Origin of the sequence: Mesorhizobium sp. B2-6-2, from assembly GCF_006440615.1 — a bacterium.
In the GTDB taxonomy this organism is placed as follows: Bacteria; Pseudomonadota; Alphaproteobacteria; order Rhizobiales; family Rhizobiaceae; genus Mesorhizobium.
This window is the reverse complement of sequence record NZ_VFUG01000005.1, coordinates 239,972-265,747: the sequence shown is the minus strand read 5'-3', so window position 1 is coordinate 265,747 and position 25,776 is coordinate 239,972. Positions and strand designations below refer to the sequence as shown.

Sequence of the window (25,776 nt, the reverse complement as noted above, 5' to 3'; positions counted from 1 at the left end):
GCGGTGCAGAATTCTGTAAAGGTTGCAACGCCTTAGCGTCACGGAATGGATTCTAGGGTCTGCGCGCTTCGCTTCGCTCCTTGCTCCGCCCTAGAATGACGACCTCAAACGCGTTCCGGCCAATCTGCAAGGTCATCAACCCACGCTAATAGGCCCATCATAACGGGCGCGGGGCCTGATCGGCCTGTTGCTGGCCGCCTGCTCGATGGCATGCGCCGTCCAGCCGACGCTGCGGCCGAGCGCGAACAGGCGGAACGGCGCATCGGCCGGCAGGGTGAGGCTGCAGGTCATCGCGGCCAGCGCAAAATCGATGTTCGGATGCAGCCCGGTCGCGGCGAGCACGGCGTCGCGAAGATCCACGATCCCGTCATCGATCTCCAGCTCGGGCAGCAGTGCTTGCGCGCGCGGATCGCCTTCCGGGTAGAGCGGGTGGCCAAAGCTTGGCAGCGGCCGGTCGTGAGCGAGCCAGCGGGCAATCGCCTCGTCCGGACCCAGCCGCTCGGCATCCTCGACAAGGGTGATCGCCGCCGCGCCGGCGCCGCCGTGGCGCGGGCCGGTCAGCGTCGCAAGGCCTGCGAGCAGGCAGGCGGCGACCGGCGCGCCGGTGGAGGCCGCGACGCGGGCGGCGAAGGTCGAGGCGTTGAGCTCGTGGTCGGCCAAAAGCACCAGCGCCTTGCGGATGAGATCGGCGCCGGTGGCTTCCACCGACCAGCCCTGCGCCAGCCTGATATGCACGGGTTCGGAGCCCGGCGACGCGCCGAGCGCGGTTGCCAGCGCGCTGGTCGCGGCGGCGCCGTCCTGCTGCAGCATCGCCGGCCTGCGTCCGAGCGAGGACCAGCCTCCGGCAGCGAGCGCCGAAAGCCTGGCGAAGGCGGTGGGCGTGCCGCTTTGCCGGGCGGCCGAAGGGGTCAGCGAGGCGAACGATACCGGACGGACAGAAGCCCATAGCAGTTCGGCGGTCTCCTCGAGCGTCGCCGTCGCCGAAAGCTCCACCGCGTCCCTGCCGCGATAGACAAGGCGGCCATGCAGCACCGTCGAGATCGAAGTGGGAATCGCCGCCTCGCCCCAGGCGATGGCGCTTTCGGCGATTGCCTGCGGACTCCTTCCGCGGTCGCGGCGCGTGGCGAGCGCGGCGATGTCGTCGGCGCGGTACCGGCTGCGGCGCGGGTCTGCTTCGTCCGGCTTCATGCCGATGCGGCCGCGGCTGACATAGGCATAAAGCGTCTGCGGACGGACGTTGAGCCGCTCCAGAGCCTCATCCCGCGTCAGCCACTCCGTCATTTGCCGCCTTACGTTGATTATCTTGATCAAGATTGATGCATTGATTGCGCAGCATTAATTGTCGTGCACCAAAGGTCAAGGAGGCGATCATGGCAAATGGGCTCGATGATGTTGTGGCGGCCGACACGGTGCTTTCCGATGTCGATGGTGCGGGCGGGCACCTCACCATCCGCGGCCATTCGCTGATGGAACTGGCCGGCCGCCGGCGCTACGCGCAGGTGGTGCGGCTGCTGTTCGACGGCTTCTTCGACGATCTTCCGAGCGATGCCGAACTGGAGAAGGCGATCGGCAAGGCGCGGGTTGAAGTATTTGACCGCGTGCAGCCAATGCTTGCCCATCTGGCGCCGCTCGACATCTACAGCAGCATGCGCGCCGGCATGGCCATCCTGCCGGACGGCGACCGGCTTGCCGATGCGCTGCGACTGATCGCGGCGCCTGCGGTGCTGACGCCGGCCTTGCTGCGCCTTGGCCGGGGCGAGACGCCGGTCGCTCCCGACGAAAAAGCCGATCATGCCGGCGACATGCTGCGCATGCTCTCCGGCGCCGCCTCGCCGGCGCTCGCCAAGCCGCTCGACAGCTATCTGGTGACGGTCTGCGACCACGGGCTCAACGCCTCGACTTTCGCGACCCGCGTGGTGGCCTCGACCCAGGCCGGACTGACCTCGGCGATCCTGGCCGGGCTCGGTGCGCTGAAAGGCCCGCTGCATGGCGGCGCGCCGGGGCCGGTGATCGAGATGCTGGACGCCATCGAGGCCAGCGGCGACGCCACGGCATGGCTGCGCAACGAGATCGCCAATGGCCAGCGCATCATGGGCTTCGGCCATCGCATCTATCGCGTGCGCGACCCGCGCGCCGACGCGCTGAAGACTGTCGTGCGGCAGCTCGGTTCGCGCAGCGAAACCGGTAGCCGCCTGGCCTTCGCCGAAGCGGTGGAGCAGGCGGCGCTCGAGGTGCTCAGTATCGCCAAGCCGCAGCGCTCGATCCAGACCAATGTCGAATTCTACACCGCGCTCCTCCTGGAAGCGGTCGGCTTCCCGAAGGAGGCCTTCTCCAACGTGTTCGCCGCCGGCCGCGTTGCCGGCTGGATTGCGCACGCGCGCGAGCAGCAGGCGACCGGACGGCTGATCCGTCCGCAGTCGCGCTATGTCGGGCCGGTGCCCGACCTGGTTGCCTAAGAGGTAGTTCCTCGCCCCACCTCGGTTAGGGCATGCACCCATTTCCAAGCGGCTGGTCTTTGGCGATAGCGTGCATTGCAGCTTGGCGCATGCGTTGTCCAATGTAGCGCTGGTCGACCCCCACTCCGTCTCGGCTTCGCCGAGCCACCTCTCCCCCGATCGACGGGGTAGAGGAAAGGCGCCAAGCTTTTTGCCGTCAACGCTCGTCCAGTAACGCCCCCTTCCTCCGGAGGGGAAAGGTGGCGCTGCGACGCAGCGATGGATTGGGGGAACCACGTGGCAATCAAGCCTCGGTCTGATCGGTCACGCCAGTCACGCATGCCGTGGCCGTAGCCACGTCCCGGGGGCGAGGAAAGAACTCACTCGTGGCCGAAATTTCAACCGATCACGCTTGTGTGTTCGTGTTCTTGCCTTGGTTCGCCCTTATATGCTGCGCTGCAACATAGGCTGACTGCGCCGTCTCCGTGCAAACAACGCTGCGGTAGGCCGGCGCATCGAGACAAGGAACGCCATGGCGAAGAACGGCAAGGCGGAGGAAAAGAAGAAGATCAACATCGCGCTCCAGGGCGGCGGCTCGCATGGCGCCTTTTCCTGGGGCGTGCTCGACCGGCTGCTGGAGGACGGGCGGCTGGAGATCGCGGCGGTGTCCGGCACCAGCGCCGGCGCCATGAACGCGGTGGCGCTGGCCGACGGTTTTGTCCGGGGCGGCGTGGAAGGCGCGCGCAAGAAGCTCGAGGATTTTTGGCGGGCGGTGGCCTCGAAGGGCCGTTTCAGCCCGGTGCAGCGCATGCCGTGGGACGTGGTCTGGGGCAATTGGTCGATCGAGAACACGCCCGGCTATGTCTTCTTCGACACGATGTCGCGGGTGTTCTCGCCCTATGTCGCCAATCCGCTCGGCCTCAACCCGCTGCGCGATGTGGTGGCGAAGGAGATCGACTTCGACAATGTGCGCGCCTGCAAGTCGATGGAGCTGTTCATCTCGGCGACCAATGTCGAGACCGGACAGCTGCGCGTCTTCTCCGACGGCGAGATCGACCTCGACACGGTGATGGCCTCGGCCTGCCTGCCGCAATTGTTCCGCGCCGTCGAGATCAAGGGCGTGCCCTACTGGGACGGCGGCTATGGCGGCAATCCGGCGCTCTATCCGTTCTTCAAGACGGCGGCGACCGAGGACGTGCTTCTCGTGCAGATCAATCCGGTGGTGCGCGAAGGCACGCCGAAGAGCGCCAACGAGATCCAGAACCGCATCGACGAGATCACCTTCAACGCCGGGCTCCTGCGTGAATTCCGCTCGATCGCCTTCGTCAAGGAGTTGATCGCGGCCGGACGCCTGCCGCATGGCGAATACCGCGACATCCGCATGCACCGCATCGATGCCGACGAGGCTTTCAAAGACCTCTCCGCGTCGTCCAAGGTCAATGCCGAATGGGCTTTCATCGCCTATCTGCGCGACCTCGGCCGCAGCGCCGCCAGCGACTGGCTGGAAGAGAACTACGACGCCGTCGGCAGCCAAGCGACGCTCGACCTGTCGGGCGAGCTCGGCGACGGCTTCAGGCCGATGCGCGGCCCGGCGCCGGGGCGTCGCGTCAAGGAATTCCTCGCCGCACGACTCAAGCCGGAATCCGCGCGGCGGCGGGCGTGATTGCAAGGCCTTGAACCTAGGAGGCCGAGGCACGTGGACAGCTGCCGGTCCGTCCCTTGCGATCGCAGGGGACAATCCGTTGTCAGAGGGCGGCGCTATTTCAGTGGCAGAAAGAGCTCGACGACGATCTCGGGCACCGAGAGCTCCGGAAGGAGGGACAGTCGTCGCTGGCAATAGATCGGAAAATCGCGTGCTTCCTCGCCGCTGGCCGGAAGCCATTCGCGATAGAGATAGAGTGCTGCCGGCTCCAGATTGTTGGTGTTGCCGGGATAGCGCAGCACGGCGCAGCGTCCGCCGGGAATCACGCCGGCCTTCATCTGCTTGTCGCCAGCGTCGATCGGTTGGTCGGTGCCGACGCAAATGTCCATGCTGTAGTCGGCCGCGACAGCGGGACATCTCTCGGAACGGAAGACGTTGAAGGTCGGGCTCGCTTCGGGCGACAGGCCGGCTGCCTTGCGCCAGGCGACAAACCGCTGGATGGTGTCGCCGAGCGTGGCCCGATCCCCGCGATGTTCCATGATCGCCACCGGCGTGGCCGGTACGTCGCGGATCGCCACGTCTTCCGGCGTAAAGATTATCTGCATGAGCTTTCTCCTCGCGTTGTCGAGCGGCCCGAAGGCCATCAGCCACGACCCCCAATCGGGAGATCTCCGGAACGACGAAGGCGATTGCCCGCACCGCTGACGAAAGGCGCGGGCGAAGGCATCCGGTGCGTCGTAACCGGCATCCATCGCTATATCCGTGACGCTTTCGGCGTCCGCGTAGCCCAGCCGGGATGAAGCGCGCTTCATGCGGGCGAGCTGGATGTAGCGATGCACGGACAGCCCGAAGGTCGCCGTGAACTGCCGGTGGAAATGATATTTCGAGTAGGCCGCGACGCTGCTCAGCGCGTCCAGGTCCAGATCGTCGTCCAGATGCCGGTCTATATGATCCAGCACCCGCCGCATCCGGGCATGGTGATTTTGAGCTGCCGCCTTCATCGTTTTATTCTCCGTGGCAGCACCAGCTAAGCCGCGCGGACATGACGCGCTCGACCGATCTTGCGGTTTTTGTCGTGAGCCGCGCCGTGGCCAAGGACCGTTTACGCATGCATGAACGGCGAAAAGGCCGTTTGCGGACCGGTGGGGTTCCTATGTCAATGACGGGAGCAAACGGCACATTTGAGGCGCTTGGATCGGGGCAATTGCTGGAGCATTCCCCAACGGAACCGGGGCAATGCTGGATTCGGTTGTCGGGGCGATGTAACTTACCTGAACGTAAAGGGGAGGTCGCGATGCTGCAGGCCAGACAGAACGATCTCGGGGTCAGGTTCGAGGCGCAGTGCCGGGCTTTCGAGACGGAACCCTTCCCCGGCATCGAGGTGCGCAAGGATCGGCTGAAGCGCCTGCTGGCGCTCACCGAAAAGCACGAGGCCGAGATCTGCGCGGCGATCGACAGCGATTTTTCCGCCCGTTCGGCTCAGGAAACGCGGCTTGCCGAACTGTTCGTCGTGCGCGCCGGCATCAGGCATGCGCTGTCGCATCTCGGCGCCTGGATGCGCGAGCGCCGCGTCGCCACCAGCCTTCCCTTCCTGCCCGGCCGCAACCGCCTCTTGCCGCAGCCGCTCGGCGTCGTCGGCATCGTCTCGCCCTGGAACTATCCTTTCCAGCTCGCCATCGCGCCGGCGACCGAAGCTCTGGCCGCCGGCAACCGCGTGCTGATCAAGCCTTCCGAGCTGACGCCGAAATTTTCGGACCTGCTCGCCAGCCTGGTCGAAAAATATTTCGCCGCCGACGAGGTCAGCGTGATGGTCGGCGACGCCGAGATCGGCAAGGCGTTCGTGTCCTTGCCGTTCGACCACCTCCTATTCACGGGCTCGACCGCCGTCGGCCGCCAGGTTGCGCTGGCCGCCGCGGCCAATCTGACGCCGGTGACGCTCGAGCTCGGCGGCAAGTCGCCGGCGATCTTCGATCCCTCCTGTGATCTCGACGCGGCGGTCGCCAGCGTCGCCTATGGCAAATTGCTCAATGCCGGCCAGACTTGCATCGCGCCCGACTATCTGATGGTCCCGCAAGGCCAGGGCGCGGCGGTCGCGGCCAAGTTCGCGGCGGCGATCGCAAAGCTCTATCCGCGCCTCGGCGACAATCGCGACTACACGGCGATCGTCAGCGAGCGGCATCACCGGCGGCTGAGCGACATGGTCGCCGAGGCGCGCGACAGCGGCGCCGACATCATCGAGGTCAATCCTGCGAACGAGAAGCTCGGCATCAGCGACCGCAAGATGGCGCCCGTGCTGGTGCGCAATGCCGGCGAGACTCTGCGGCTGATGCGCGAGGAGATTTTCGGACCGGTGCTGCCGATCGTCGAATATGGCAGCGTGGACGAGGCCATCGATCATGTGAACCGGGGCGAGCGGCCGCTGGCGCTTTACTGGTTCGGCCGCGACAGCGCCAATCGCCGCAGGGTCATGCGGGAAACCGTGGCCGGCGGCGTCACGGTCAATGACTGCATGATGCATCTGGCGCAGGAGCGGCAACCCTTCGGCGGCGTCGGCGACAGCGGCACGGGCGCCTATCACGGCGAGTGGGGTTTTCGCACGTTCAGCAAGGAAAAGCCGATCTTCATCCAGTCGAAGCTCAGCGCCGGCGGCCTGCTGCGCCCGCCCTATGGCAGGACATTCGAGCGTCTTTTCCGGCTGCTGAAGCTCATCACTTGACAGCTTCAGCCCGGGAATGGCGGGGACGGAACCGCGGTCAACCCGGATGATCGGCGCTTCACATAGGAGCTTCCGCATCATCCTGACGGCTGTTGCCAGTAACGTTAGGGAAGCCATGGAAAACTATCGGCGCGCCGGAAAAAAGCGCAGCCGTCTGGCAGAAAAGCTTGGATTTGTCGAGGAACAACGTTCCACTTCGCAATGCTACCGCAACTTTTCCGACTATATTGCGCCGCAACTTTCAGGTAGAAGCTGCGCTTCGCCGATCACGGCAAATTGAACTAGGCCCCGCGCACACCCATATCGGCCGCGCGCCTGAAGTCGGAAGCGCCGACCTCGCCAGGCCCTGCAACGGAAAAAATGACGATGCCGAAAATCAGGTTTCACAAGCTTGCAGCCATTGTGGTGCTCATCGGATTCGCGGCCTGGATGGGGACGGGTGAGTTTTCGTCCGTCGGTAGCGCCGCCGACAAGCACGTTGACGCCGGAAAGACCGCACAGGCAGAGGCCACCAAGCCAGACGCCGCGCAAGCCGAGCCCAAGGCCGCGTCGCGCACGGTCGCCGTGGTGACGCCGCCGCGCAAGACCTATGCGCGCGCCATCCGCATCTCCGGCCTGACCGAGGCCGACAAGCGCGCCGTCCTGGCGACGCGCGTCGCCGGTGTCATCGAGAAGCTGCCGGTCAAGCAGGGCGACCGCGTCAAGACCGGCGACCTTGTGCTGATGCTCGCGGCCGAGGAGAAGATCTCCAACGTCGACAATGCCAAGCAATTGCTCACGCAGCGCAAGGCCGAGCTCGATGCCGCCGAGCGGCTGGCCAAGACCGGCAATCTGCCGAAGCTGCAGCTCGACACCGCCCGCTCCAACCTGACGCTGGCGCAATCGCAGCTGGACACCGCGCAGGCGGAGCTCGACCGCAATGAGGTCAAGGCGCCGTTCGACGGCGTCATCGACCGCATCCCGGTGGAGCTCGGCAGCTCGGTGATGCAGGGTGGCGAGGTGGCGACGGTCCTGAAGCTCGATCCGGCCATCGCCCGCGGCGAGATCAGCGAGCGCGACCTGCGCTACGTCAAGATCGGCGACGAGGCCGATGTCCGCCTCGTCAACGACCAGAAGGTCACCGGCACCGTGCGCTACATCAGCCGCGATGCCTCGGCCCAGACCCGCACCTTCCGCGTCGAGGTGGCGATCCCCAATCCCGACGGCTCCATCCCCGCCGGCATGACGGCCGAGATCGCGCTCAGCGCCGAGCCGACCAATGCGGTCATGCTGCCACGTTCGGTGGTGACGCTGGGCGACAAGGGCGACCTCGGCATTCGCGCCGTGGGCAACGACGACAAGGTGGCGTTCTTCCCGATCGACCTCGTCGACGACACGCCGCACGGCCTGGTGCTGGGCGGCATTCCGCAGGATGCGCGCATCATCGTCGCCGGCCAGGAACTGGTGAAGGAGGGCGACCTGGTGAAGCCCGTCGAGGCCGACCAGGCGACCATCAACAAGCTGATCGGCGAAGCCACCGCCGGCACGCAGTAAGCAGGACGCGTCCGTCGCCGGACCAATCCGGCGATGGCAGTCCGCAGCCCCCGAAGCAATAACAGGCCGAAGTCATGGATATCGTCAGACTCGCCATCAATAACGCCCGCCTCACCATATCGGCGCTGATGTTCCTGATCATAGCGGGCTGGATCGCTTATCAGTCGACGCCGAAGGAAGCGGAGCCCGACGTTCCGATTCCGATGATGTATGTCAGCCTGATCTACCAGGGCATCTCGCCGGAGGATTCCGAGCGCCTGCTGCTCAGGCCGATGGAAAGCAAGCTCAAGAGCCTCAAGGGGCTCAAGGAGATGCGCTCGGCCGCTTTCCAGGGGGGCGGCTATGTGCTGGTCGAATTCCAGCCGCAGACGGATCTGGCGACGGCGCTGCAAGATACGCGCAGCAAAGTGCAGGACGCCAAGGCCGACCTGCCGCAGGCGGCAGAGGAGCCGACCGTCAACGAGGTCAACGTCTCGGAATTCCCGGTTCTGGTCGTCACGCTTTCCGGCGATGTGCCGGAGCGCGTGCTGACGTCGGCCGCACGCGAGTTGCGCGACCGCATCGAGGAGGTGCCCGGCGTGCTCGAAGGCTCGCTGCAGGGCGCGCGCGACGACCTTGTCGAGGTGGTCGTCGATCCGGTGAAGCTGTCCTCCTACGGGCTGCAGCTCGACCAGGTGATCCAGGGCGTCGCTTCCTCCAACAGCCTGGTCGCGGCCGGCAATCTCGAAGGCTCGGAAGGTAAATACGCGGTCAAGGTGCCGTCGCTGATCGAGACGCCCGAGGATGTCGCCAACCTGCCGGTGGTCGCCACGCCGAACGCCGTGGTCCAGGCCAAGGACATCGCCACCATACGCTCGACCTTCAAGGACGCCGAGACGGTCACTCGCCTCAACGGCAAGCCTGCGATCGCCATCGAAGTCAAGAAGCGCATAGGCGCCAACCTGATCGACATGTTGAACCACGTCAGGGAAGTGTCCGACACCTTTATCAAGACCATGCCGGAAGGCATGCATGTCACCTACACGCAGGACAAGTCGGTCTTCGTCAACCAGCTGCTGGGCGACCTGCAGAACCATGTGATGATCGCCGTCATCCTGGTGTTCATCGTCATCCTCTACGCGCTGTCGGGACGGGCCTCGCTGCTCATCGGGCTTGCCATCCCGTCATCGTTCCTGATGGGCATCCTGCTGCTTGCCATGATGGGCTACACGATCAACATGATCGTGCTGTTCAGCCTCATCCTGGCCGTCGGCATGCTGGTGGACGACGCCATCATCGTCACCGAATTCGCGGAACGGCGCATGAGCGAGGGCATGCCGAAGGCGGACGCCTTCGCGCTGGCCGCCAAGCGCATGGCCGGCCCGGTCATCGCGGCGACGATGACGCGCATCGCCGCCTTCTCGCCGCTGTTGTTCTGGCCCGGCATCATCGGCGACTTCATGAAATATATGCCGATCACGCTGATCGTGACACTGTCGGCCTCGATGCTCTACGCGCTGGTCTTCGCGCCGACTTTGGGCGCGATCTTCGCTAAGGCGCCGCAGCATCACGAGGAAGGCAACCGCGACGGCTGGTACATGGCCGTGGTCAAGCAGGCGGTGCGCTTCCCGATCACGGTGATCCTGCTCACCGTCGGACTTTTGGTCGGCGTCGGCTTCGCCTATTCGAAATATGGCGCCGGCGTCGAGTTCTTCCCTAGCGTCGAGCCGGATTACGGCCTGCTCTATGTGCATGCCCGCGGCAATCTTTCGCTGGCGGAAATGGACGCCGCGACGAAAACGGCGGAAAACCGCCTGCTCGGCTGGCCCGGCGTGAAGTCGGTCTATACGCGCGTCGGCAAGACGCAAGGCGGCGGCCAGGACATCCCGGAAGACGTGGTCGGCGTCATCCAGTACGAGTTCGTCGACTGGCGCGAGCGCAAGTCGGCCAACCAGATCCTCGACGACCTGCGCGGCGTGATGGCCGGCATTCCCGGCGTCGATGTCGAAGTGCGCGTGCCGGAGGCCGGCCCGCCGACCGGCAAGCCGATCCAGATCCGGCTGTCGGCCGTCGACCCGGCCGGGCTCGACGACAAGGCGCGCGCGGTCGCGGCACGCATCGCCAAGATTCCCAACGTCATCGACGTTTCGGACGGCCTGCCGCCGCCCGGCGTCGATTGGGCGATCGAGGTCGACCGCGCCAAGGCGGCGCAATACGGCATCAGCCCGACTTCGGTCGGCACGGTGGTGCAACTGGTGACCAACGGTCTCAAGCTGTCGGAATACCGGCCGGCCGGCGCCGATAAGGCAGTCGATATCCGGCTGCGCCTGCCGGAGGATCGGCGCACGCTGTCGACGCTCGACGAGTTGAGGGTACAGACCTCGCAAGGGGCTGTGCCGATCTCTAATTTCGTCATCCGCAAGGCAAAGCCCAGCGTCGGCATCCTCAACCGCATCGACGGCGCGCGCACCGTGGTCGTCCAGGCCAATGTCAGCGCCGGCGCTCAGGTGGCGGCCGTGCAGGCGGAAGTCACCAAGGCGGTTGCCGATATGAACCTCGGCAGCGGCATTCGCTGGAAGCTCGCCGGCTCCAACGAAGACAGCGCGGAAGCCAGCGCCTTCCTCGGCAAGGCCTTTGGCGCGGCGATCTTCCTCATCTTCCTGGTGTTGCTCGCGCAGTTCAACAAGTTCACCAGCGTGTGGCTCGTCCTGTCCTGCGTGGTTATGGCGACGATCGGCGTGTTCCTCGGATTGCTTCTGACGGGCGAAGCCTTCGGCATAGTCATGTCGGGCATCGGCGTCATCGCGCTGGCCGGTGTGGTGGTGAACAACAACATCGTGCTCATCGACACTTACGACCGGTTGCGCGAGGAAGGCTGGGACAAGATGGACGCGGTGCTGCAGACCTGCCGCGAGCGCGCCCGTCCGGTGGTGCTGACGGCGGTGTCGGCCATCCTCGGCGTGCTGCCGATCGCCTTCGGCCTCGGTCTCGAAATCTTCCATCATGAGACGACGATCAACGCGCCGTCGACGCAATGGTGGATTTCGCTGTCCTCGGCGATCGTCTTCGGCCTGTCCTTCGCCACGCTGCTGACGCTGGTGGTGACGCCCTCGATGCTGATGGTGTTCACCCGCGCCAAGGTGAAGCCCGGCCAGCGGCGCAACTGGGTCAGCCGCCTGTTCCGGCGCGGCAAGGGCGAGATCGCGACCGACGAACCAGCCAAGGAGACCGGCGCCGAGCCGGAAGTCGCCTTTCCGAAAGCCGCGGAATAGAGCGTTTCACAACCCCAAGGACAAAAGCCGCCCGGGAACAACCGGGCGGCTTTTTGCATTGTGCCTTCAAGTTCAACCAGACGGCGAGGGTTTCTCATGACGATCGGCACAATTCTCGTAATAATCCTGATCCTGATTTTGATCGGCGCGGTGCCGGCCTGGCCGCATTCGCGCTCCTGGGGCTACGGGCCGTCGGGGATCGTTGGCGTCATCCTGGTCGTGCTGTTGATACTCTTGTTGCTGGGCAGGATCTGACCGGTTCCTCGACCTAGGGATTTGAAGGCCGCAGCCAGCGCAAACGCTGGGAATTAGCTGAAGCTTGCCCAACCTCGTCATTCCAGGGCGAAGCAGCCTCGAAGCGGCGTCGCGGAGACCCTGGAATCCATTCCGCGACCTGGGCCGTGGAATGCGGCGAAGCAGAATTCTGCACCCTCGCTACGTCTCGAGGTCACAGGATCCTCGGGTCTGCGCGCGTCGCTTCGCTCCTTGCTCTGCCCGTGGATGACGAGGTTGGGAGGCCTCGGCCAGTCTCCAAGGCATACGACCTGGCAACGCAGACATAGCCGATCGATCTTTGTCGTTCGCAGCCGGGCTGCCGGATCGGCCGCTTTTGGCACGCTGCGATCAGGCGGCGAGACGCGACGGCTCCACGGCAATGCCGATGTCCTGCATGGCCTCCTTCACCGCCTGGTCGAGCGGGGTGTGCGGGACTTCGCCGATGACCTGTTCCAGCCGCGTCGAGACGAGCCGGTGCGCTTCGAAGCGCAGATAGGACATCGAGACGATCTCGCGCCACATGGCCACGAACGGGCTGCCGGCGCGCAGCACCCACCAGGGCATGAAGGAGAGCTTCAGCTTGCGGCCCAGCGCCCTCTCGGCCGCGGCCTTCATGTCGAGGTCGGTGATGGCGTGGCCGGGGAAATTGATGGCCTCGTAGAAGCCTGTTTTGTCGAGGTTCTTCGCCAGGCCGACGAAGCCGACGGCGAAGTCCGGCAGATAGGCCCATTCATGCACGAGGTCGGCCGGACCGGGCGCGGTGTAGACGCCTTTCTCCATCTTGGCGGCGACGACGAGGTCGAACCAGGAGCCTGAGCCGGTGCCGCCGAAGAAATCGCCCGCGCGCAGGACAATGGTGCGCACGCGGCCGGCGTCGGCCTCGCTGCGGAAGAGCGCTTCCATGGCACAGCGGATGCGGCCCTTCTCGGTGGTCGGATGGAACGGCGTTGTTTCGTCGATCACCTGCGGCATAGGCGAGCCGTAATTATAGACCGTGCCCGGGAAGAGGTGCAGCGCGCCGTTTTCGCGGCAGGCAGCCATAACGTTCTCGGCCATCGGCATGCATTTGCCCCAGTCGGTGTAGATCGGGTTCAGGCCGTTGAAGACGATGTCGACGCCTTCCGTTGCATGGATCAGGGAGTCGCGGTCGAGCGCATCGCCGGCAACCGCCGTGGCGCCCTTCAGTTCCGCCGGCACCTTGCCGGTGCGGGTGACGGCGCGGACGTCGAAGCCGGCATCGATGAAAGCCTTGCCGACCACGCGGCCGAGCCGGCCATTGGCGCCGAGGATTGCGATCTTGGTCATTTGTTCGCTCCGTTGTTTTGCGTTTGCCCGACCAATCTGATGCCTTCGCCAGTGAATTGAAATTGACTGTGATTGGCGATCTGTTATTCAAAAATGAATGAAGGAATTCGACTGGAACCTGATCAAGAGTTTTGTCGCGGTCGCCGAGACCGGCAGTCTTTCGGGCGCGGCGCGCAGGCTCGCGGCCAGCCAGCCGACGCTCGGCCGTCACATCGCCGAGCTCGAGCAGGCGCTGGGCGTTACGCTGTTCCGACGCGGGCGGCGCGGCTACGAGCTGACCGAGGCGGGCAGCACGCTCTACGAGCGCGGCCGGGCGGTCAGCGAGCAGGCCAACGCGTTCTCGTTGCTAGCGCTAGGTTCGGTCGAAGCGATCGAGGGCACGGTGCGCGTCGCCGCCTCGGAGGTTGTCGCCGCCTTCGTGCTACCCAGCATGATGGCGCGTCTCGGTGAGGAAGAGCCAGGCATCGAGGTCGAGATCGTCGCTTCCAATCAGGTCGAGAACCTTTTGCGCCGCGATGCCGATATCGCCATCCGCATGGTCAGGCCGGCGCAAAACGAGTTGGTGGCGCGCAAGGTCGCCGACATCCCACTGTGCCTATGTGCCGCCAGCGCCTATCTCGAGCGGCGCGGCCGGCCCGAAACACCCGCCGACCTTGCCGAGCACGCCTTGGTCGGCTTCGACCGCAGCGACGAAATCATTCGCGGTTTCACCGCGTTTGGCATCCCGGTCGGCCGCAGCCATTTCCGCTTCAGGACCGACAACCAGATCGTGCTTTGGGAAGCGGTGCGGGCCGGCAACGGCATCGGCATCGGCCAGGAACCGCTGACCGACCGCGACCCCGACCTGGAAAAGCTGTTGCCCGATGTGCCTCTGCCGGTTCTGCCGGTCTGGCTTGCCATGCATCGAGACGTGCGCACCAGCATGCGCATCCGCCGCGTGGCGGATTTCCTGCATGAGGAACTGAAGCGCTATTCGGCTGGGATCGGTTCAGGCGCGAATTCGGCCCGGTGAGCGAGGCCGGCCATCAAGAGGACGACGACCAACAATCCGGAAAGCGCGACGAAGATCGGGCCGAAGCTCGATTGCTCGGCGACGAAGCCGATTGCCGACGGCGCCACCAATATGCCGGAATAGCCCATGGTGGTGACGACGCTCATGCCGGTGCCGGACGACATGCCTTCCTGGTTGCCGCCGGCCGAAAAGATGATCGGCACCATGTTGGCGATGCCGAAGCCGCAGAAAGCAAAGGCGGCGATGGCAAGGTAAGGCGAGGGCGAGAGGCCGGCGACCAGCATGCCGGCGGCGGCGGCGAGCGCGGAGCCGCGCAAGGTCGACACCGCGCCGAAGCGGTTGCGCACGCCGTCGCCCAGGAAACGCATCAGCGCCATGACCCCGGAGAAGGCGGCATAGGCGAGGCCGGCGACTGCGAGATCGGCACCCAGCTCCTGATTGAGGAAGAGTGCCGCCCAGTCGAGCACCGCGCCTTCCGAGATCATGGTGAGCAGCGCCATCAGCCCGACCAGATAGACGGCCATGTGCCGCGGCAGCGTGAATTTCCGGTGCTCGACCGCCTGCGGCCGGCCCTCGGCGATGAGATAGCGAATGGCAAAGGCGATGATGGCAAAGGCGATCACTGTCACCGCGACGGCATGGGCAAGATAGCCGCAATTCTGGATCGAGAAGCCGCCGAGCGCGCCGCCGGCGAAGCCGCCGAGGCTCCAGAAACCGTGCGACGACGACATGATCGCGCGCGAAAGCCGCCTTTCCACCACGACGGCGTTGGAGTTCATGGCGACGTCCATGCCGCCGATCGAGCCGCCGAAGACGAGCATGGCGATGGCAGCCAGGGGAACGTTGGGGGCGAGCGCCACGATCAGCAGGCCGAAGCTGCCGCAGACACCGAACCAGCGCGTCACACTGCGCGAGCCGTGCCGGGAGATCAGATGGCCGCACCAGGTCATGGCGATGACCGCGCCGACGCCGAACAGGAGGATCAGCAGGCCGAGGGTGAATCGGGTGATGTCGAGCCGGGTAAGAAACACCGGGATCTGCGGCGCCCAGCTGCCGGTGAGAAAACCATTGGCGAGGAAAATACCGGCAACGGCCCAGCGGCCGCGCGCCGCGGCCTGCATCGTGGTTTGCACGCTCATGGTCTGAAATCCGCCACGCAAAGGATTCGCGCGGCAAATTAAATCGATTCAATTCGTAGTCAAGGACCGCAGTGAGGAAGTGCTTGGACCAAGGCGATGAAAAATCGTTCGGTAGCGATCCTTCGCGCCCCCCTCTGTCCTGCCGGACATCTCCCCCACAAGGGGGGAGATTGGCTGTTCGGGCGCCTCGCTTCATCCTGCGGCATTGGAGATTGGCGAAAGCCGACGCGACGTCTGATCTCCCCCCAAGTGGGGGAGATGGCCGGCAGGCCAGAGGGGGGCGCTGTCCCGCCAGCGCTCGCTCTTATGCCCTCGCCGTTAGCTTAGTGATCCTTTGGCCGCCGCGCCTCGAACTCGGCCTTCTTGGCTTCCGACGCCTCGGTCTGGTTGAGCGCCTGCCATTCGGCATAGGGCATGCCGTAGATGATCTCGCGCGCAGCGTCCTTCGACAATGCCACACCCTCGGCTTCGGCGGCTTCGCGATACCAATTGGACAGGCAGTTGCGGCAGAAGCCGGCGAGGTTCATCAGGTCGATGTTCTGGACATCGCCGCGTTCGCGCAGATGCTGCACCAGCCGGCGGAAGGCGGCTGCCTCGAAGTCGCGTTTCTGGTCGTCGTTGAGTTCGGTCATTGGGGAACTCCCGGTCGGTCTCGTCACACAGGCCCGGTGCGCGAGCCGAACATCTTCACCTGATGTATATCGGGGCGCCGGTCGATGGCGTCAACGATCGGCGCCAGGCGTTCGGCCCAGGCCAAGGCGCCGGCGCGGTCGGCGATCAGGTCCTGACGGATCTCGATCAGTGCATGCGCATAGCCGTTGACGATGGCATGGCGGAACATGGTGTCGCCGCGCAGCGCGCCGTCATAGGGTTCGTTGTCGCCGACGACGAGGGACTTGTCCTCGGCCAGCATGTCGATCAGCGGCCGCGCCACGCGGTCGTCTCGATCCCACAGGACGCCGACATGCCAGGGGCGGACAAAACCCTGCATCGCCGGCGTGAAGGAATGCACGGAGAGGATGAACGGCGCCTTGCCCGAAGCATGGGCGACGGAGGCAATCATCGCGCCGACGGCGTCGTGATAGGGCCGGTAGAAACGGTCAAGCCGCCGCTCGCGCTCCTCCCGGGCAATCGGATAGTTTCCCGGCACCACGGTCCCGTCATAGAGCTGGCGGATCATGGTCGGGTCGTCCTCGCCCCGGTTGGGGTCGATCAGCAACCGCGAGAAGCCGGCAAGCACCACCGGCACGTCAAGAGCAGCGGCGAGCTCGCGCGTCACCGTCTCGACGCCGATGTCATAGGCGATGTGACGGTCGAATTCGGACGCCGGCAAGCCGAGACTGCCATATTCGTCGGGGAGATCGCGGCGGGCGTGGTCGGCGAGAAGCACGACGCCTTTCTTGCGGTCGCCCTCGACTATGTCGAACGGCGTGAAAACTGTGGATCGGGTCATCGGCTGAAAAGGGGATGGCGGCTGCGATGTGCTATCGTCATTCCACGAAGAGGACGCCGGCGCAATGCCGTTGTTTGGCCAAGGTTTCCGCAAAAAATCCCCGGCCGAGGGAGAATTTGCGCGACGGGCCCTTCTAAATCGATTGGAATTGAACAAAACGGCGCGTTGACATGCGCCCGGAGTTTGCTGAAAAGGGCTTCGAGAGATGCAAATGTGGTTCGCAAGGGGATCTGCGATGGGTTTTGCCGGCCGGTTGCGCAAGCGCCTGGCCGTGCCGTTGCTGATCGTCGGCGCGGGATTTTTCGCGATAGCCGCGACCTCGCCGGCCCGGGCCGACTTCCGCGTTTGCAACGCGACGCAAAATCTGGTGGGCGTCGGCATCGGCTATCGCGCCAAGGCCGGCTGGATCACCGAGGGCTGGTGGCACATCGAAGGATCGACCTGCAAGACGCTGATCGAGGGTCCGCTGTCATCAAGGTTTTACTATCTTTATGCAGAAGACGCCGAACGTGGCGGGCGCTGGGACGGCCCGATCAACATGTGCGTCGCCGAAAAAGAGTTCAAGATAGCCGGCGTGAATGATTGCGTCGCCCGGGGCTTCCAACGCGCCGGATTTCAGGAATATGACACGGGCGAGCAGGCCAGCTGGATGGTCCAGCTGACCGACGAGCCCGCAACGGGAGGCGCGCCAGCGACCCCCGCTCCGGGAACAAACAGTCAATGAGACGCAGCCGCAAGGTCAAGATCCTCGCCACCATCGGTCCGGCTTCCTCCTCCGAGGAGATGCTGAGAAAGCTCTTCGAAGCGGGCGCCGATGTCTTCCGCATCAATATGAGCCATACCGACCACGAGCTGATGCGCACGCTGGTCGGCCGCATCCGCGCCGTCGAGGCGGCCGTCGGCCGACCGATCGGCATCCTGGCCGACCTGCAAGGCCCGAAGCTCAGGGTCGGCAAGTTCGCCAACGTCAAGGAAGCGTTGGCTGTCGGCCAGACTTTCACGCTCGACGACAATCCCGAAGCCGGCACGTCGAAGCGGGTATATCTGCCGCATCCCGAAATCCTGAGCTCGGTCGAGGCCGGTCACCGTCTTTTGATCGACGACGGCAAGCTGGAGCTGAAGGCGCTGAAGAGCGACGGCAAGTCGATCACCTGCACGGTCGTCGCCGGCTCGGGTATTTCCGACAAGAAGGGCGTCAGCCTGCCCGATACCGACCTGCCGGTCGGCGCGCTGACCGAGAAGGACCGTGCCGATCTCGACGCGGTGCTTGCCACCGGCGTCGACTGGGTGGCGCTGTCCTTCGTGCAGCGGCCGGAGGACCTGGCTGAGGCCCGCAAGATCGCGCGCGGCCGCGCGCTGATCATGGCCAAGATCGAGAAGCCGCAGGCGGTGGCCCGGCTTCCCGAGATCATCGAGCTCTCCGACGCGCTGATGGTCGCCCGCGGCGATCTCGGCGTCGAGATGCCACTGGAAGCCGTGCCTGGCATCCAGAAGCAGATCACGCGCGCGGCGCGCCGCGCCGGCAAGCCGGTGGTGATCGCCACGCAGATGCTGGAATCGATGATCACCGCGCCCGTGCCGACCCGCGCCGAGGTCTCCGACGTGTCGATCGCCGTCTTCGAAGGCGCGGACGCGATCATGCTTTCGGCCGAATCGGCGGCCGGCGCCTATCCGGTCGAGGCGGTCGCCATGATGAACCGCATCGCCACCAAGGTCGAAACCGACCCGACCTATGCCGGCATCATCAACGCGCAGCGTTCGGAGCCGGAAGCCACCGGCGCCGACGCCATCTCGCTGGCCGCGCGCGAGATCGCCGAGACGCTGAAACTGTCGGCGATCATCTCCTACACCGCGTCGGGCACCACTGGCTTGCGCGCCGCGCGCGAGCGCCCGCAGGTGCCGATCGTGGCGCTGTCGCCGATCGTCAACACGGCGCGCCGGCTGTCGCTCCTATGGGGCACGCATTGCGTCGTCTCGCCGGACGCGACCGACCTCGACGACATGGTCGATCGGGCCTGCCGCATCGCGCTGGAGGAAGGCTTCGGCAAGCCGGGCGATCGCGTCATCATCACGGCCGGCGTGCCGCTGCGGACGCCCGGCTCGACCAATATGCTGCGGATTGCCTATGTGGGGTCGGAGACCCATTAGGGCGTGTTGATATTCGGGTGAGGCCGGCCTGCTAATGCCGGTTTCCTGCGCTTCCGGTGCTCACGTACGTTAAGTACGCTGCGCTCCGGTTCTCGGAACCCGCCATTTTCGGCTCGGCCTGACCCGAATCTCAACAAGCCCTTGGCGCTTGAACCTTCGAGTTCAGCCTGGCGCGAGTTCTGCGTCTGGCACTCGGAGCTCAGGACATCTACCGGCGCCTTGCGCATCGCCGGCGATCCGGCCTTCCACGGTCTTGGCCATCGCCTGCAGGTCGATCGGCGCGCCGGCCACTTTCGCTATCGCGCCGATCACGAGGTCGGGCGCGATCCAGTCCGGCTTGTGGCCGAGATTGTGGACCCAGACCAATTCGGCGCCGGGAATGTCGCGTTCCAGGCCGATGGAATGGATTGTTGCATAGACCACCTTGTCGCGATCGCCCGAGATGACGACCGTCGGCGCCTTGATCTCGCGATAGCCAGGCGAGGCGGCGCGGACATAGTCGTAGAGCTGGGCGACATCGCGGGCGTTGGCGCGGAAGGCGGATGGCCGCAGCACCAGCGGGATCGAGGCATTGTCGACATAGGAGTTCGGCACATCGTTTGGCGAAAAGACGCAAGACGTCGCGCCGCCGATCTGCAGCATGCCGGCCGGATAGGCGAGCGTTTCGGAAAACAGCCAGCCGATCGCCGGCGTGGCCGTGAGCTTGTAGTACCAGGCGGTCGCGCCGCCCGGCCAGGGATGCGTGGCGGGCGAAAGGAAGACGAGGCCAAGCGTTTTTTCCGGATGCTGACGGGCGAAGGCCGTGGTGATCGCGCCGCCGAAGGAATGGGCGACGATGACTGCGTCGCGGATTCCCAGCCGGTCCATCAGCGCGGCAATAGTATCCGCCTGCGTCGCCAACGTCTCATTGTCTCCGCGCTCCGACCAGCCGAGCCCCGGGCGGTCGAGGAACAGCATTTCGGCGCGACCCTCGAGCAGTGGCCTCAGCGGCAGCATCTGGTCCTTGAGATTGGCGCTCGCGCCATGGATGAAGACGACCGGCGGCAGCTCGGCGCCGGCGGGCGCCGGGATATGGACGTAATGGATGCGCGCGCCATCGATCTCGGCGAACGCGCCGATAGGCGGACTGCGTCGCTCGACCAGCCAGACACCGGCGCGGGTGAAGCCGGCGAAGGCAAAGAGGAGAGCGACCAGAAAAAGGAGGATGGCGCAGATGAGGTTCATGCGGGGAGATACGGGGGTAGGGCGGAATTAGTTTAGGGGAGTAGGGGAGTAGGGGAGTAGGCAGTAGACAGTAGACAGTAGGCAGTAGGCAGTATGTTGCTCTCTTTCCTATTGCCTACTGCCCAATTCCAACTGCCTAAATCCCCTCGCCGGCCAGCTCTTCCGAGAGCGTCGAGACCTGGTTCTGGGCGCTGCGCATCATAGGGTAGATCGCCAGCACCTTTTGCCAGGCCTCCAGCGCCGACTGCTTGTGGCCGGTTTCGGCCATGATCTGGGCGAGGCCAGAGAGCGCGCCGAAATGGCGCGGCTCGAGCTCTAGGGTGCGGTCGATGTCGGCCATCGACTTCCCGTAATTCTTCATCATGAAATGGACGGTGGCGCGGCGGTTCCAGCCTTCGGCATAGTCGGGCTGCAAGGTCACGACCTGGTCGAGGAAGTCGAGGGCGACGTCGAATTTCTGGTCTTCCGTCGCCTTTTGCGCCCATCGCATCATCAGGTCGATCGAGGCGCTGCCCGACTGGTTCCACTCGTTCCAGATGCGGCCAGCGATGCGCTCGGCAGCCTTTTCATTGCGCTCGCGCTTCAACTCGGCGAAGAGCTGGTCGAGGCGGCCCTGCCTGGTCGGAGCGGCCGGCGGCGTCGCGGCGGGCGGCGCGGCATCTGGCGGCAGCGCGCCTGGCACCGTTTCTGCCCCTGCCGGCAAAGCCGTGCCGGAGAGCAAAAGGGCGGCGAGAAATGCAAAACGAATCCGCATCGCCGGAATCTAGTCCCGGACGGCGGATCGTCAAAGTGATTTTAGCGTGAGAGCGCCGGCGAACCGGCAGTCAACATCAGCGCGGCGTAGACGCCGCGCAGCAAGCGACAGCAAGCAAGCTGCGCTCAAGCGACAGCAAGCTGCGCTCAAGTCTCAGCCCTGGCGCGCCTTGTAGCGCGGAGCAGTCTTGTTGATGATGTAGATGCGTCCCTTGCGGCGAACCAGCTGGTTGTCGCGGTGACGCGCCTTGAGCGCCTTGAGCGAATTCTTGATCTTCATGGTCTTGCCTGTTCGGTCAGGGCCCGTCCCGGGCCGAATTTTAAAGGCGCGCCCGGAAAAAGCGCGCCTTTGAACTTGCGTGGCTCATAAACGAGGTGCCTTGCCCGTGTCAACCACGTGCGCGTGCCCCGAATGCCACAAGTGGGCCGGCAGATCAAATATTCGCCATCCGGCAGCACGGCATTGCGCGACTCAAGGGCGGCTGAGATGGTGCGGTCTCGCCGAAACGACCGGAGATTGCACATGCGCCGCCTGTTTTTGCCTGCCTGTCTTGCCTTGCTCGCAACGGCCCCGGCAGCCTTTGCCGAGGACTGCGACCGCAATGACGACAGCCAGTCGATGCTCAACATCTGCTCCGATGCCGACTATCAGGCCGCCGATGCCAAGCTCAATGCCGCCTATAAGAACATCGTCGGCAGCAACGATCAGGCCTCGAACAAGCTCCTGCAGACGGCGCAACGCGCCTGGATCGGCTTTCGCGACGCCGAATGCGCCTATTCGACTGCCGACAGCGAGGGCGGCTCCATTCATCCGATGGAGGTTTCGCAGTGCCTGACGACGCTGACCAATGAACGCATCAAGCAGTTGACATCCGACGCCAACTGCAAGCTGAGCGATCCGAGCTGCGCCGGCCCAGAGGGGGACGACGACCAGGACATGCAGTAAGCGATGGTTATCGGGGCCTGATGATGCGTGTAAAATGGCCCATCTTGCGGCCGGGGCGCGACTCGGCCTTGCCGTAGAGATGCAGCGTCAGATCGGGCTCAGCCAGCAGCGCCGGCACTTTCAGCATGTCGTCGCCGATCAGGTTTTCCATCACGCAGTCAAAATGCCTGGCGGGCGAACCCAGCGGCAGGCCGGCGACGGCGCGGATATGCTGCTCGAACTGCGAGACGACGCAGGCAGCCTCCGTCCAGTGGCCGGAATTGTGCACGCGCGGCGCCAGCTCGTTGGCCAGAAGCGCGCCGTCGGCCAGCACGAAGAACTCGACGCCGATGACGCCGACATAGCCGAGCGCGGAAAGGATTGTCGAAGCGGCATCCCTGGCGGCGGCTGCCGTTTCCGGGCGGATGGCCGCCGGCAAAGTGGAGCTGCGCAATATGCCCTCGCGGTGGACGTTTTCGGCCGGATCGAAGACGGCGATACTTCCGTCGAGCCCACGCGCGGCGATTACCGAAATCTCGCGCTCGAAAGCAACGAGCGATTCCAGGATCAGCGGCACATTGCCCATCGCCTCGCAGACGCCGACAAAGCCGGCTGTCTCCATGTTGCGGAAGACGCGCTGGCCCTTGCCGTCATAGCCCATGCGGCGGGTTTTGAGCACGCCGCTGCCGTTGACCGTCTTCAACGCCTCGGTCAGTTGGTCGTCATTGTCGACCGGGTGGAATGCCGCCGTCGGGATGCCGATGCCGTTGAGAAAATTCTTTTCGGTCACGCGGTCCTGCGCGACTTCGAGCGCGCGTGTCGGCGGATAGACCGGGACTTTTGCCGCCAGCGTTTCGGCGGCGGCGACCGGGACGTTCTCGAATTCGTAGGTGACGACGGCGCTGGCGCCGGCGAGTTCGGCGAGCGCCGCCGGATCGTCATAGGCGGCGACGATCTGCCGGTTGGCGACCTGGGCGGCCGGGCAGTCGGGCTGCGGTTCCAGCACGACGATGCGATAACCGAGGCGCGCCGCGGCCATCGCCAGCATGCGGCCAAGCTGGCCGCCGCCGATGATGCCGATGGTCGATCCCGGCGTCAGGTTCACGGCGCGTCCGTCGGCTCGGCGGCGACCTTGGCGGTCTGCGCCGAGCGCCAGGCGTCGAGCCGGGCGGCGAGCTTGTCGTCGTTCAGCGCCAGCACCGCCGCTGCGAGCAGGGCTGCATTGGCGGCGCCCGCCTTGCCGATCGCCAAAGTGCCGACCGGGATGCCGGCCGGCATCTGCACGATGGAGAGAAGCGAATCCTGTCCCGACAGCGCCTTTGATTCAACCGGAACGCCGAAAACGGGCAGCGGCGTCATCGCCGCCGTCATGCCTGGCAGATGCGCCGCGCCGCCGGCGCCGGCGATGATCACCTTATAGCCAGCCGCCTTGGCGCCCTTGGCGAACTCATAGAGGCGGTCGGGGGTGCGGTGCGCGGAGACAATCAGCCGCTTGTGCGGGATGCCCAGCGCCTCCAGCGTTTCCGCCGCCTGGCGCATCGTCGCCCAGTCGGACTGGCTACCCATGATGATGGCGACGTCGGCACGCTGATCGGTCAAGGTGTGGCTCCGCGGCGGCAAAGGCGCGCCTTAGCGGAATTCGCCAAGGGCCGCAAGGATTGTCGCAATGGCCGCCGCTTCGCTGCCGGCGCGGTCCGTGGCCTCGTGGCCGCGATCCTGCATTCGGCTCTGGAGCGTTTCACCGTTTCACGGAAACGGCGAACCGCTCAATCGCTTTGTTTTGACGCAATTCCAAACGAGAAGCTACGGCGACGTCGCCAGCGTAACCGCTCACGCTTTTCGGAATTGCGCTAAGCAATGATGTCGGGAATGATGCGGTCTTCAAGCGCCGACAGCCGGTCTTTCAGCATCAGCTTCTTCTTCTTCATGCGCTGGATCTGAAGCGGGTCGCAGCCGGTAGCGATCATCGCGTTGATGGCGGCGTCGAAATCGGCGTGTTCTTGTTTGAGCCGGGAATATTCGAGGCGTATTTCAGCCTGTTCCTGTTCGGACATTATCTACCGTCTGCGAATGCATCGCCCAATCGGGCTGTTTGGGCGGGGCCGTGACTTGCGGGTTTGTGACCGGCGGGCAGCCCTTACCACATTTCACTTTGTCGTGGAATGCTACCACGTGGCATTCGACATCGAGATCGGTTGGTGGCAAACTGTCATGGTGCCGTCACAGTCGCAACCTGCGGTGGAGGCCCCTGCGACGGCTGCAATCGAGGAAACCATGAAAGGGAGAACCATTCATGTCTCTTGCATCCCATCTTGATGAGTTGCAGCGGAAACACGGTGACATCGAGCGTGAGCTCACCGATGCGATGAACCATCCTTCGGTCGACGACCTCGAAATCGTGAATCTCAAGCGACGCAAGCTGGCAATCAAGGACGAGATTGAAAAGCTGAAAGCTAGTCCGACGACACACTGAAGTTCTTCCAGGCACCATCATCGCAACCCGCCGCGGTGAATTTCCGGTGGCAAGAAATGCCACCGGGTCGGTGCTTTTAACTGAAATCGCCGGAGAACTCGGCCGCAAATCTTGCTGTCGGCCGGGCTGTTATTTTTCGCACGGCTCCAGCCGATTTGCAGGCTGGCTGGCCGCTTGCCATTGACAAGCCATCTTTGCTCCGCCACCTCATGCCGAAACTCCCAGATGAAGGCGGCCGGCATGACCGGATATTTTTCTTCTCCCTTCCCGCGTCGCCGGTCGGTCGGCGTATCGATTGGCGGCGTGATGGTCGGCGGCGGCGCACCGGTCGTCGTGCAATCGATGACCAACACCGACACCGCCGATGTTGACCAGACCGTCGCCCAGGTCGCGGCGCTGCATCGTGCCGGCTCGGAGATCGTGCGCATCACGGTCGACCGCGACGAGAGCGCGGCGGCGGTTCCGCGCATCCATGAGCGGCTGTCGCGGCTCGGCATCGACGTGCCGCTGGTCGGCGACTTCCACTATATCGGGCACAAGCTGCTCGCCGATCATCCGGCCTGCGCCGAAGCGCTGGCCAAATACCGCATCAATCCCGGCAATGTCGGCTTCAAGGACAAGAAGGACCGCCAGTTCGCCGCGATCGTCGAGATGGCGATCAGATATGACAAGCCGGTACGCATCGGCGTCAATTGGGGATCGCTCGACCAGGAGCTGCTGACCCGGCTGATGGACGACAACCAGGCGAAGGGCTCGCCGCTCACCGCGCAGGAAGTCACGCGCGAGGCGATCGTGCAGTCGGCGATCCTGTCGGCCGAGATGGCGGAAGAGATCGGGCTTGGCCGCGAAAAGATCATCCTGTCGGCCAAGGTCAGCGGCGTGCAGGACCTCATCGCCGTCTACACCGAGCTTGCCACCCGCTCCGACCATGCGCTGCATCTGGGCCTCACCGAAGCCGGCATGGGCACCAAGGGCATCGTCGCCTCTTCCGCCGCGATGGGCATCCTCTTGCAGCAGGGCATCGGCGACACGATCCGCATCTCGCTGACGCCGGAGCCGAATGGCGACCGCACCCGCGAGGTGCAGGTATCGCAAGAGCTTCTGCAGACCATGGGCTTCCGGCAGTTCGTGCCTATCGTTGCGGCCTGCCCCGGCTGCGGCCGCACCACATCCACCGTGTTCCAGGAACTTGCCCAGAGCATCCAAGCCGATATCCGCAAGAACATGCCGGTGTGGCGCGAGAAATATCCTGGCGTCGAGAACCTCAAGGTCGCCGTGATGGGCTGCATCGTCAACGGCCCCGGCGAATCCAAGCACGCCGATATCGGCATATCGCTGCCCGGCACCGGCGAGACGCCGACGGCGCCTGTCTTCATCGACGGCAAGAAGGCTGCGACGCTGCGCGGCCATTCGATCGCGCAGGATTTCGAGAAGATGGTCGGCGACTATATCGAGCAGCGGTACGGACACGGCAAAGCCGCCGCGGAATGA

At 64.8% G+C, this 25,776-nt stretch carries 25 protein-coding genes; 13 read left to right on the top strand and 12 right to left on the bottom strand.

Annotated elements, in window-relative coordinates:
* Nucleotides 1-135 precede the first annotated feature (135 nt).
* Complete coding sequence (locus FJ419_RS13810; RefSeq protein WP_140693308.1) at nucleotides 136-1,281, bottom strand: citrate synthase family protein; 1,146 nt, start codon at nucleotides 1,279-1,281, stop codon at nucleotides 136-138.
* Nucleotides 1,282-1,370: 89 nt separating this feature from the next.
* Here FJ419_RS13810 and FJ419_RS13805 point away from each other — a divergent pair, with 89 nt between their 5' ends.
* The gene (locus FJ419_RS13805) at nucleotides 1,371-2,456 is read left to right on the top strand and encodes a citrate synthase/methylcitrate synthase (RefSeq protein WP_140693305.1); all 1,086 of its coding nucleotides are present in this window, start codon (nucleotides 1,371-1,373) and stop codon (nucleotides 2,454-2,456) included.
* 511 nt (nucleotides 2,457-2,967) lie between these two features.
* Nucleotides 2,968-4,098 carry a patatin-like phospholipase family protein gene (locus FJ419_RS13800; protein WP_140693299.1) on the top strand — a complete coding sequence of 377 codons (1,131 nt, stop codon included), beginning with the start codon at nucleotides 2,968-2,970 and terminating at the stop codon, nucleotides 4,096-4,098.
* A 95-nt stretch (nucleotides 4,099-4,193) separates the two neighbouring features.
* Here FJ419_RS13800 and FJ419_RS13795 read toward each other — a convergent pair whose 3' ends face one another.
* A complete protein-coding gene (locus tag FJ419_RS13795; protein WP_140693294.1) occupies nucleotides 4,194-5,078 on the bottom strand; it encodes an AraC family transcriptional regulator in 885 nt (294 codons plus the stop codon).
* A 293-nt stretch (nucleotides 5,079-5,371) separates the two neighbouring features.
* Here FJ419_RS13795 and FJ419_RS13790 point away from each other — a divergent pair, with 293 nt between their 5' ends.
* From FJ419_RS13790 to FJ419_RS13770, 5 genes are all read left to right on the top strand, one after another.
* A complete protein-coding gene (locus FJ419_RS13790) occupies nucleotides 5,372-6,793 on the top strand; it encodes a coniferyl aldehyde dehydrogenase (protein ID WP_140693291.1) in 1,422 nt (473 codons plus the stop codon).
* Between the two features lie 46 nt (nucleotides 6,794-6,839).
* Nucleotides 6,840-7,073 (top strand): hypothetical protein, encoded by a 234-nt coding sequence (locus FJ419_RS13785; RefSeq protein WP_140693288.1) that lies wholly within the window; start codon nucleotides 6,840-6,842, stop codon nucleotides 7,071-7,073.
* A gap of 86 nt (nucleotides 7,074-7,159) precedes the next feature.
* Nucleotides 7,160-8,326, top strand: a complete 1,167-nt coding sequence (locus FJ419_RS13780) for an efflux RND transporter periplasmic adaptor subunit (protein WP_140693285.1) — start codon at nucleotides 7,160-7,162, stop codon at nucleotides 8,324-8,326.
* A 74-nt stretch (nucleotides 8,327-8,400) separates the two neighbouring features.
* Nucleotides 8,401-11,577, top strand: a complete 3,177-nt coding sequence (locus FJ419_RS13775) for an efflux RND transporter permease subunit (RefSeq protein ID WP_140693280.1) — start codon at nucleotides 8,401-8,403, stop codon at nucleotides 11,575-11,577.
* A 96-nt stretch (nucleotides 11,578-11,673) separates the two neighbouring features.
* Entirely contained in the window at nucleotides 11,674-11,832 is a 159-nt protein-coding gene (locus FJ419_RS13770) for a DUF3309 family protein (protein WP_140544656.1), read from the top strand.
* Between the two features lie 369 nt (nucleotides 11,833-12,201).
* Here the strand turns inward: FJ419_RS13770 and FJ419_RS13765 are convergent, their stop codons facing one another.
* Nucleotides 12,202-13,158 (bottom strand): SDR family oxidoreductase, encoded by a 957-nt coding sequence (locus FJ419_RS13765; RefSeq protein WP_140693277.1) that lies wholly within the window; start codon nucleotides 13,156-13,158, stop codon nucleotides 12,202-12,204.
* 97 nt (nucleotides 13,159-13,255) lie between these two features.
* Here FJ419_RS13765 and FJ419_RS13760 point away from each other — a divergent pair, with 97 nt between their 5' ends.
* Nucleotides 13,256-14,170 (top strand): LysR family transcriptional regulator, encoded by a 915-nt coding sequence (locus FJ419_RS13760; RefSeq protein WP_140693274.1) that lies wholly within the window; start codon nucleotides 13,256-13,258, stop codon nucleotides 14,168-14,170.
* On the opposite strand, the gene FJ419_RS13755 is transcribed toward FJ419_RS13760, so the two are convergent.
* The 3 genes from FJ419_RS13755 to FJ419_RS13740 form a co-directional block, all read right to left on the bottom strand.
* Nucleotides 14,128-15,309 carry an MFS transporter gene (locus FJ419_RS13755; RefSeq protein ID WP_140693271.1) on the bottom strand — a complete coding sequence of 394 codons (1,182 nt, stop codon included), beginning with the start codon at nucleotides 15,307-15,309 and terminating at the stop codon, nucleotides 14,128-14,130. The two genes, FJ419_RS13760 and FJ419_RS13755, sit on opposite strands and share 43 nt — an antisense overlap.
* A 323-nt stretch (nucleotides 15,310-15,632) precedes the next feature.
* Nucleotides 15,633-15,941: a DUF1244 domain-containing protein gene (locus FJ419_RS13745; protein WP_140693268.1), complete on the bottom strand. Its 309-nt coding sequence runs from the start codon at nucleotides 15,939-15,941 to the stop codon at nucleotides 15,633-15,635.
* A gap of 23 nt (nucleotides 15,942-15,964) precedes the next feature.
* Nucleotides 15,965-16,762: an N-formylglutamate amidohydrolase gene (locus FJ419_RS13740; protein WP_140693265.1), complete on the bottom strand. Its 798-nt coding sequence runs from the start codon at nucleotides 16,760-16,762 to the stop codon at nucleotides 15,965-15,967.
* A gap of 235 nt (nucleotides 16,763-16,997) precedes the next feature.
* Here FJ419_RS13740 and FJ419_RS13735 point away from each other — a divergent pair, with 235 nt between their 5' ends.
* Nucleotides 16,998-17,486: a DUF1036 domain-containing protein gene (locus tag FJ419_RS13735; RefSeq protein WP_095767317.1), complete on the top strand. Its 489-nt coding sequence runs from the start codon at nucleotides 16,998-17,000 to the stop codon at nucleotides 17,484-17,486.
* Complete coding sequence (pyk, locus tag FJ419_RS13730; RefSeq protein WP_095767318.1) at nucleotides 17,483-18,910, top strand: pyruvate kinase; 1,428 nt, start codon at nucleotides 17,483-17,485, stop codon at nucleotides 18,908-18,910. The genes FJ419_RS13735 and pyk overlap by 4 nt, the downstream gene beginning before the upstream one ends.
* A 162-nt stretch (nucleotides 18,911-19,072) precedes the next feature.
* Here pyk and FJ419_RS13725 read toward each other — a convergent pair whose 3' ends face one another.
* From FJ419_RS13725 to ykgO, 3 genes are all read right to left on the bottom strand, one after another.
* Nucleotides 19,073-20,134 (bottom strand): alpha/beta hydrolase, encoded by a 1,062-nt coding sequence (locus tag FJ419_RS13725; protein WP_140693262.1) that lies wholly within the window; start codon nucleotides 20,132-20,134, stop codon nucleotides 19,073-19,075.
* A gap of 136 nt (nucleotides 20,135-20,270) precedes the next feature.
* Nucleotides 20,271-20,888 carry a hypothetical protein gene (locus FJ419_RS13720; RefSeq protein WP_140693259.1) on the bottom strand — a complete coding sequence of 206 codons (618 nt, stop codon included), beginning with the start codon at nucleotides 20,886-20,888 and terminating at the stop codon, nucleotides 20,271-20,273.
* Nucleotides 20,889-21,041: 153 nt separating this feature from the next.
* A complete protein-coding gene (ykgO, locus tag FJ419_RS13715; protein WP_006203764.1) occupies nucleotides 21,042-21,167 on the bottom strand; it encodes a type B 50S ribosomal protein L36 in 126 nt (41 codons plus the stop codon).
* A gap of 243 nt (nucleotides 21,168-21,410) precedes the next feature.
* Between ykgO and FJ419_RS13710 the strand changes: the two genes are divergently transcribed.
* Nucleotides 21,411-21,833, top strand: coding sequence for a lysozyme inhibitor LprI family protein (locus tag FJ419_RS13710; protein ID WP_140693256.1), 423 nt, complete (start codon nucleotides 21,411-21,413; stop codon nucleotides 21,831-21,833).
* Between the two features lie 7 nt (nucleotides 21,834-21,840).
* On the opposite strand, the gene FJ419_RS13705 is transcribed toward FJ419_RS13710, so the two are convergent.
* The 3 genes from FJ419_RS13705 to FJ419_RS13695 form a co-directional block, all read right to left on the bottom strand.
* On the bottom strand, nucleotides 21,841-22,917 hold the full coding sequence (locus FJ419_RS13705; protein WP_140693253.1) for a 5-(carboxyamino)imidazole ribonucleotide synthase: 1,077 nt from the start codon (nucleotides 22,915-22,917) through the stop codon (nucleotides 21,841-21,843).
* Entirely contained in the window at nucleotides 22,914-23,411 is a 498-nt protein-coding gene (purE, locus tag FJ419_RS13700) for a 5-(carboxyamino)imidazole ribonucleotide mutase (protein WP_140633234.1), read from the bottom strand. The genes FJ419_RS13705 and purE overlap by 4 nt, the downstream gene beginning before the upstream one ends.
* Before the next feature lie 251 nt (nucleotides 23,412-23,662).
* Nucleotides 23,663-23,866, bottom strand: a complete 204-nt coding sequence (locus FJ419_RS13695; RefSeq protein ID WP_040985243.1) for a DUF465 domain-containing protein — start codon at nucleotides 23,864-23,866, stop codon at nucleotides 23,663-23,665.
* Between the two features lie 239 nt (nucleotides 23,867-24,105).
* Between FJ419_RS13695 and FJ419_RS13690 the strand changes: the two genes are divergently transcribed.
* Together FJ419_RS13690 and ispG are read left to right on the top strand one after the other, a co-directional pair.
* Nucleotides 24,106-24,285: a YdcH family protein gene (locus FJ419_RS13690; protein WP_042641511.1), complete on the top strand. Its 180-nt coding sequence runs from the start codon at nucleotides 24,106-24,108 to the stop codon at nucleotides 24,283-24,285.
* Nucleotides 24,286-24,525: 240 nt separating this feature from the next.
* Nucleotides 24,526-25,776: a flavodoxin-dependent (E)-4-hydroxy-3-methylbut-2-enyl-diphosphate synthase gene (gene ispG / locus FJ419_RS13685; protein ID WP_140693248.1), complete on the top strand. Its 1,251-nt coding sequence runs from the start codon at nucleotides 24,526-24,528 to the stop codon at nucleotides 25,774-25,776.

Bases quoted from the DNA above. Each gene is read 5' to 3' on its own strand.
- FJ419_RS13810 (WP_140693308.1), bottom strand. From the start codon at position 1,281: ATGACGGAGTGGCTGACGCGGGATGAGGCTCTGGAGCGGCTCAACGTC.
- FJ419_RS13805 (WP_140693305.1), top strand. From the start codon at position 1,371: ATGGCAAATGGGCTCGATGATGTTGTGGCGGCCGACACGGTGCTTTCC.
- FJ419_RS13800 (WP_140693299.1), top strand. From the start codon at position 2,968: ATGGCGAAGAACGGCAAGGCGGAGGAAAAGAAGAAGATCAACATCGCG.
- FJ419_RS13795 (WP_140693294.1), bottom strand. From the start codon at position 5,078: ATGAAGGCGGCAGCTCAAAATCACCATGCCCGGATGCGGCGGGTGCTG.
- FJ419_RS13790 (WP_140693291.1), top strand. From the start codon at position 5,372: ATGCTGCAGGCCAGACAGAACGATCTCGGGGTCAGGTTCGAGGCGCAG.
- FJ419_RS13785 (WP_140693288.1), top strand. From the start codon at position 6,840: ATGATCGGCGCTTCACATAGGAGCTTCCGCATCATCCTGACGGCTGTT.
- FJ419_RS13780 (WP_140693285.1), top strand. From the start codon at position 7,160: ATGCCGAAAATCAGGTTTCACAAGCTTGCAGCCATTGTGGTGCTCATC.
- FJ419_RS13775 (WP_140693280.1), top strand. From the start codon at position 8,401: ATGGATATCGTCAGACTCGCCATCAATAACGCCCGCCTCACCATATCG.
- FJ419_RS13770 (WP_140544656.1), top strand. From the start codon at position 11,674: ATGACGATCGGCACAATTCTCGTAATAATCCTGATCCTGATTTTGATC.
- FJ419_RS13765 (WP_140693277.1), bottom strand. From the start codon at position 13,158: ATGACCAAGATCGCAATCCTCGGCGCCAATGGCCGGCTCGGCCGCGTG.
- FJ419_RS13760 (WP_140693274.1), top strand. From the start codon at position 13,256: ATGAAGGAATTCGACTGGAACCTGATCAAGAGTTTTGTCGCGGTCGCC.
- FJ419_RS13755 (WP_140693271.1), bottom strand. From the start codon at position 15,309: ATGAGCGTGCAAACCACGATGCAGGCCGCGGCGCGCGGCCGCTGGGCC.
- FJ419_RS13745 (WP_140693268.1), bottom strand. From the start codon at position 15,941: ATGACCGAACTCAACGACGACCAGAAACGCGACTTCGAGGCAGCCGCC.
- FJ419_RS13740 (WP_140693265.1), bottom strand. From the start codon at position 16,762: ATGACCCGATCCACAGTTTTCACGCCGTTCGACATAGTCGAGGGCGAC.
- FJ419_RS13735 (WP_095767317.1), top strand. From the start codon at position 16,998: ATGGGTTTTGCCGGCCGGTTGCGCAAGCGCCTGGCCGTGCCGTTGCTG.
- pyk (WP_095767318.1), top strand. From the start codon at position 17,483: ATGAGACGCAGCCGCAAGGTCAAGATCCTCGCCACCATCGGTCCGGCT.
- FJ419_RS13725 (WP_140693262.1), bottom strand. From the start codon at position 20,134: ATGAACCTCATCTGCGCCATCCTCCTTTTTCTGGTCGCTCTCCTCTTT.
- FJ419_RS13720 (WP_140693259.1), bottom strand. From the start codon at position 20,888: ATGCGGATTCGTTTTGCATTTCTCGCCGCCCTTTTGCTCTCCGGCACG.
- ykgO (WP_006203764.1), bottom strand. From the start codon at position 21,167: ATGAAGATCAAGAATTCGCTCAAGGCGCTCAAGGCGCGTCACCGCGAC.
- FJ419_RS13710 (WP_140693256.1), top strand. From the start codon at position 21,411: ATGCGCCGCCTGTTTTTGCCTGCCTGTCTTGCCTTGCTCGCAACGGCC.
- FJ419_RS13695 (WP_040985243.1), bottom strand. From the start codon at position 23,866: ATGTCCGAACAGGAACAGGCTGAAATACGCCTCGAATATTCCCGGCTC.
- FJ419_RS13690 (WP_042641511.1), top strand. From the start codon at position 24,106: ATGTCTCTTGCATCCCATCTTGATGAGTTGCAGCGGAAACACGGTGAC.
- ispG (WP_140693248.1), top strand. From the start codon at position 24,526: ATGACCGGATATTTTTCTTCTCCCTTCCCGCGTCGCCGGTCGGTCGGC.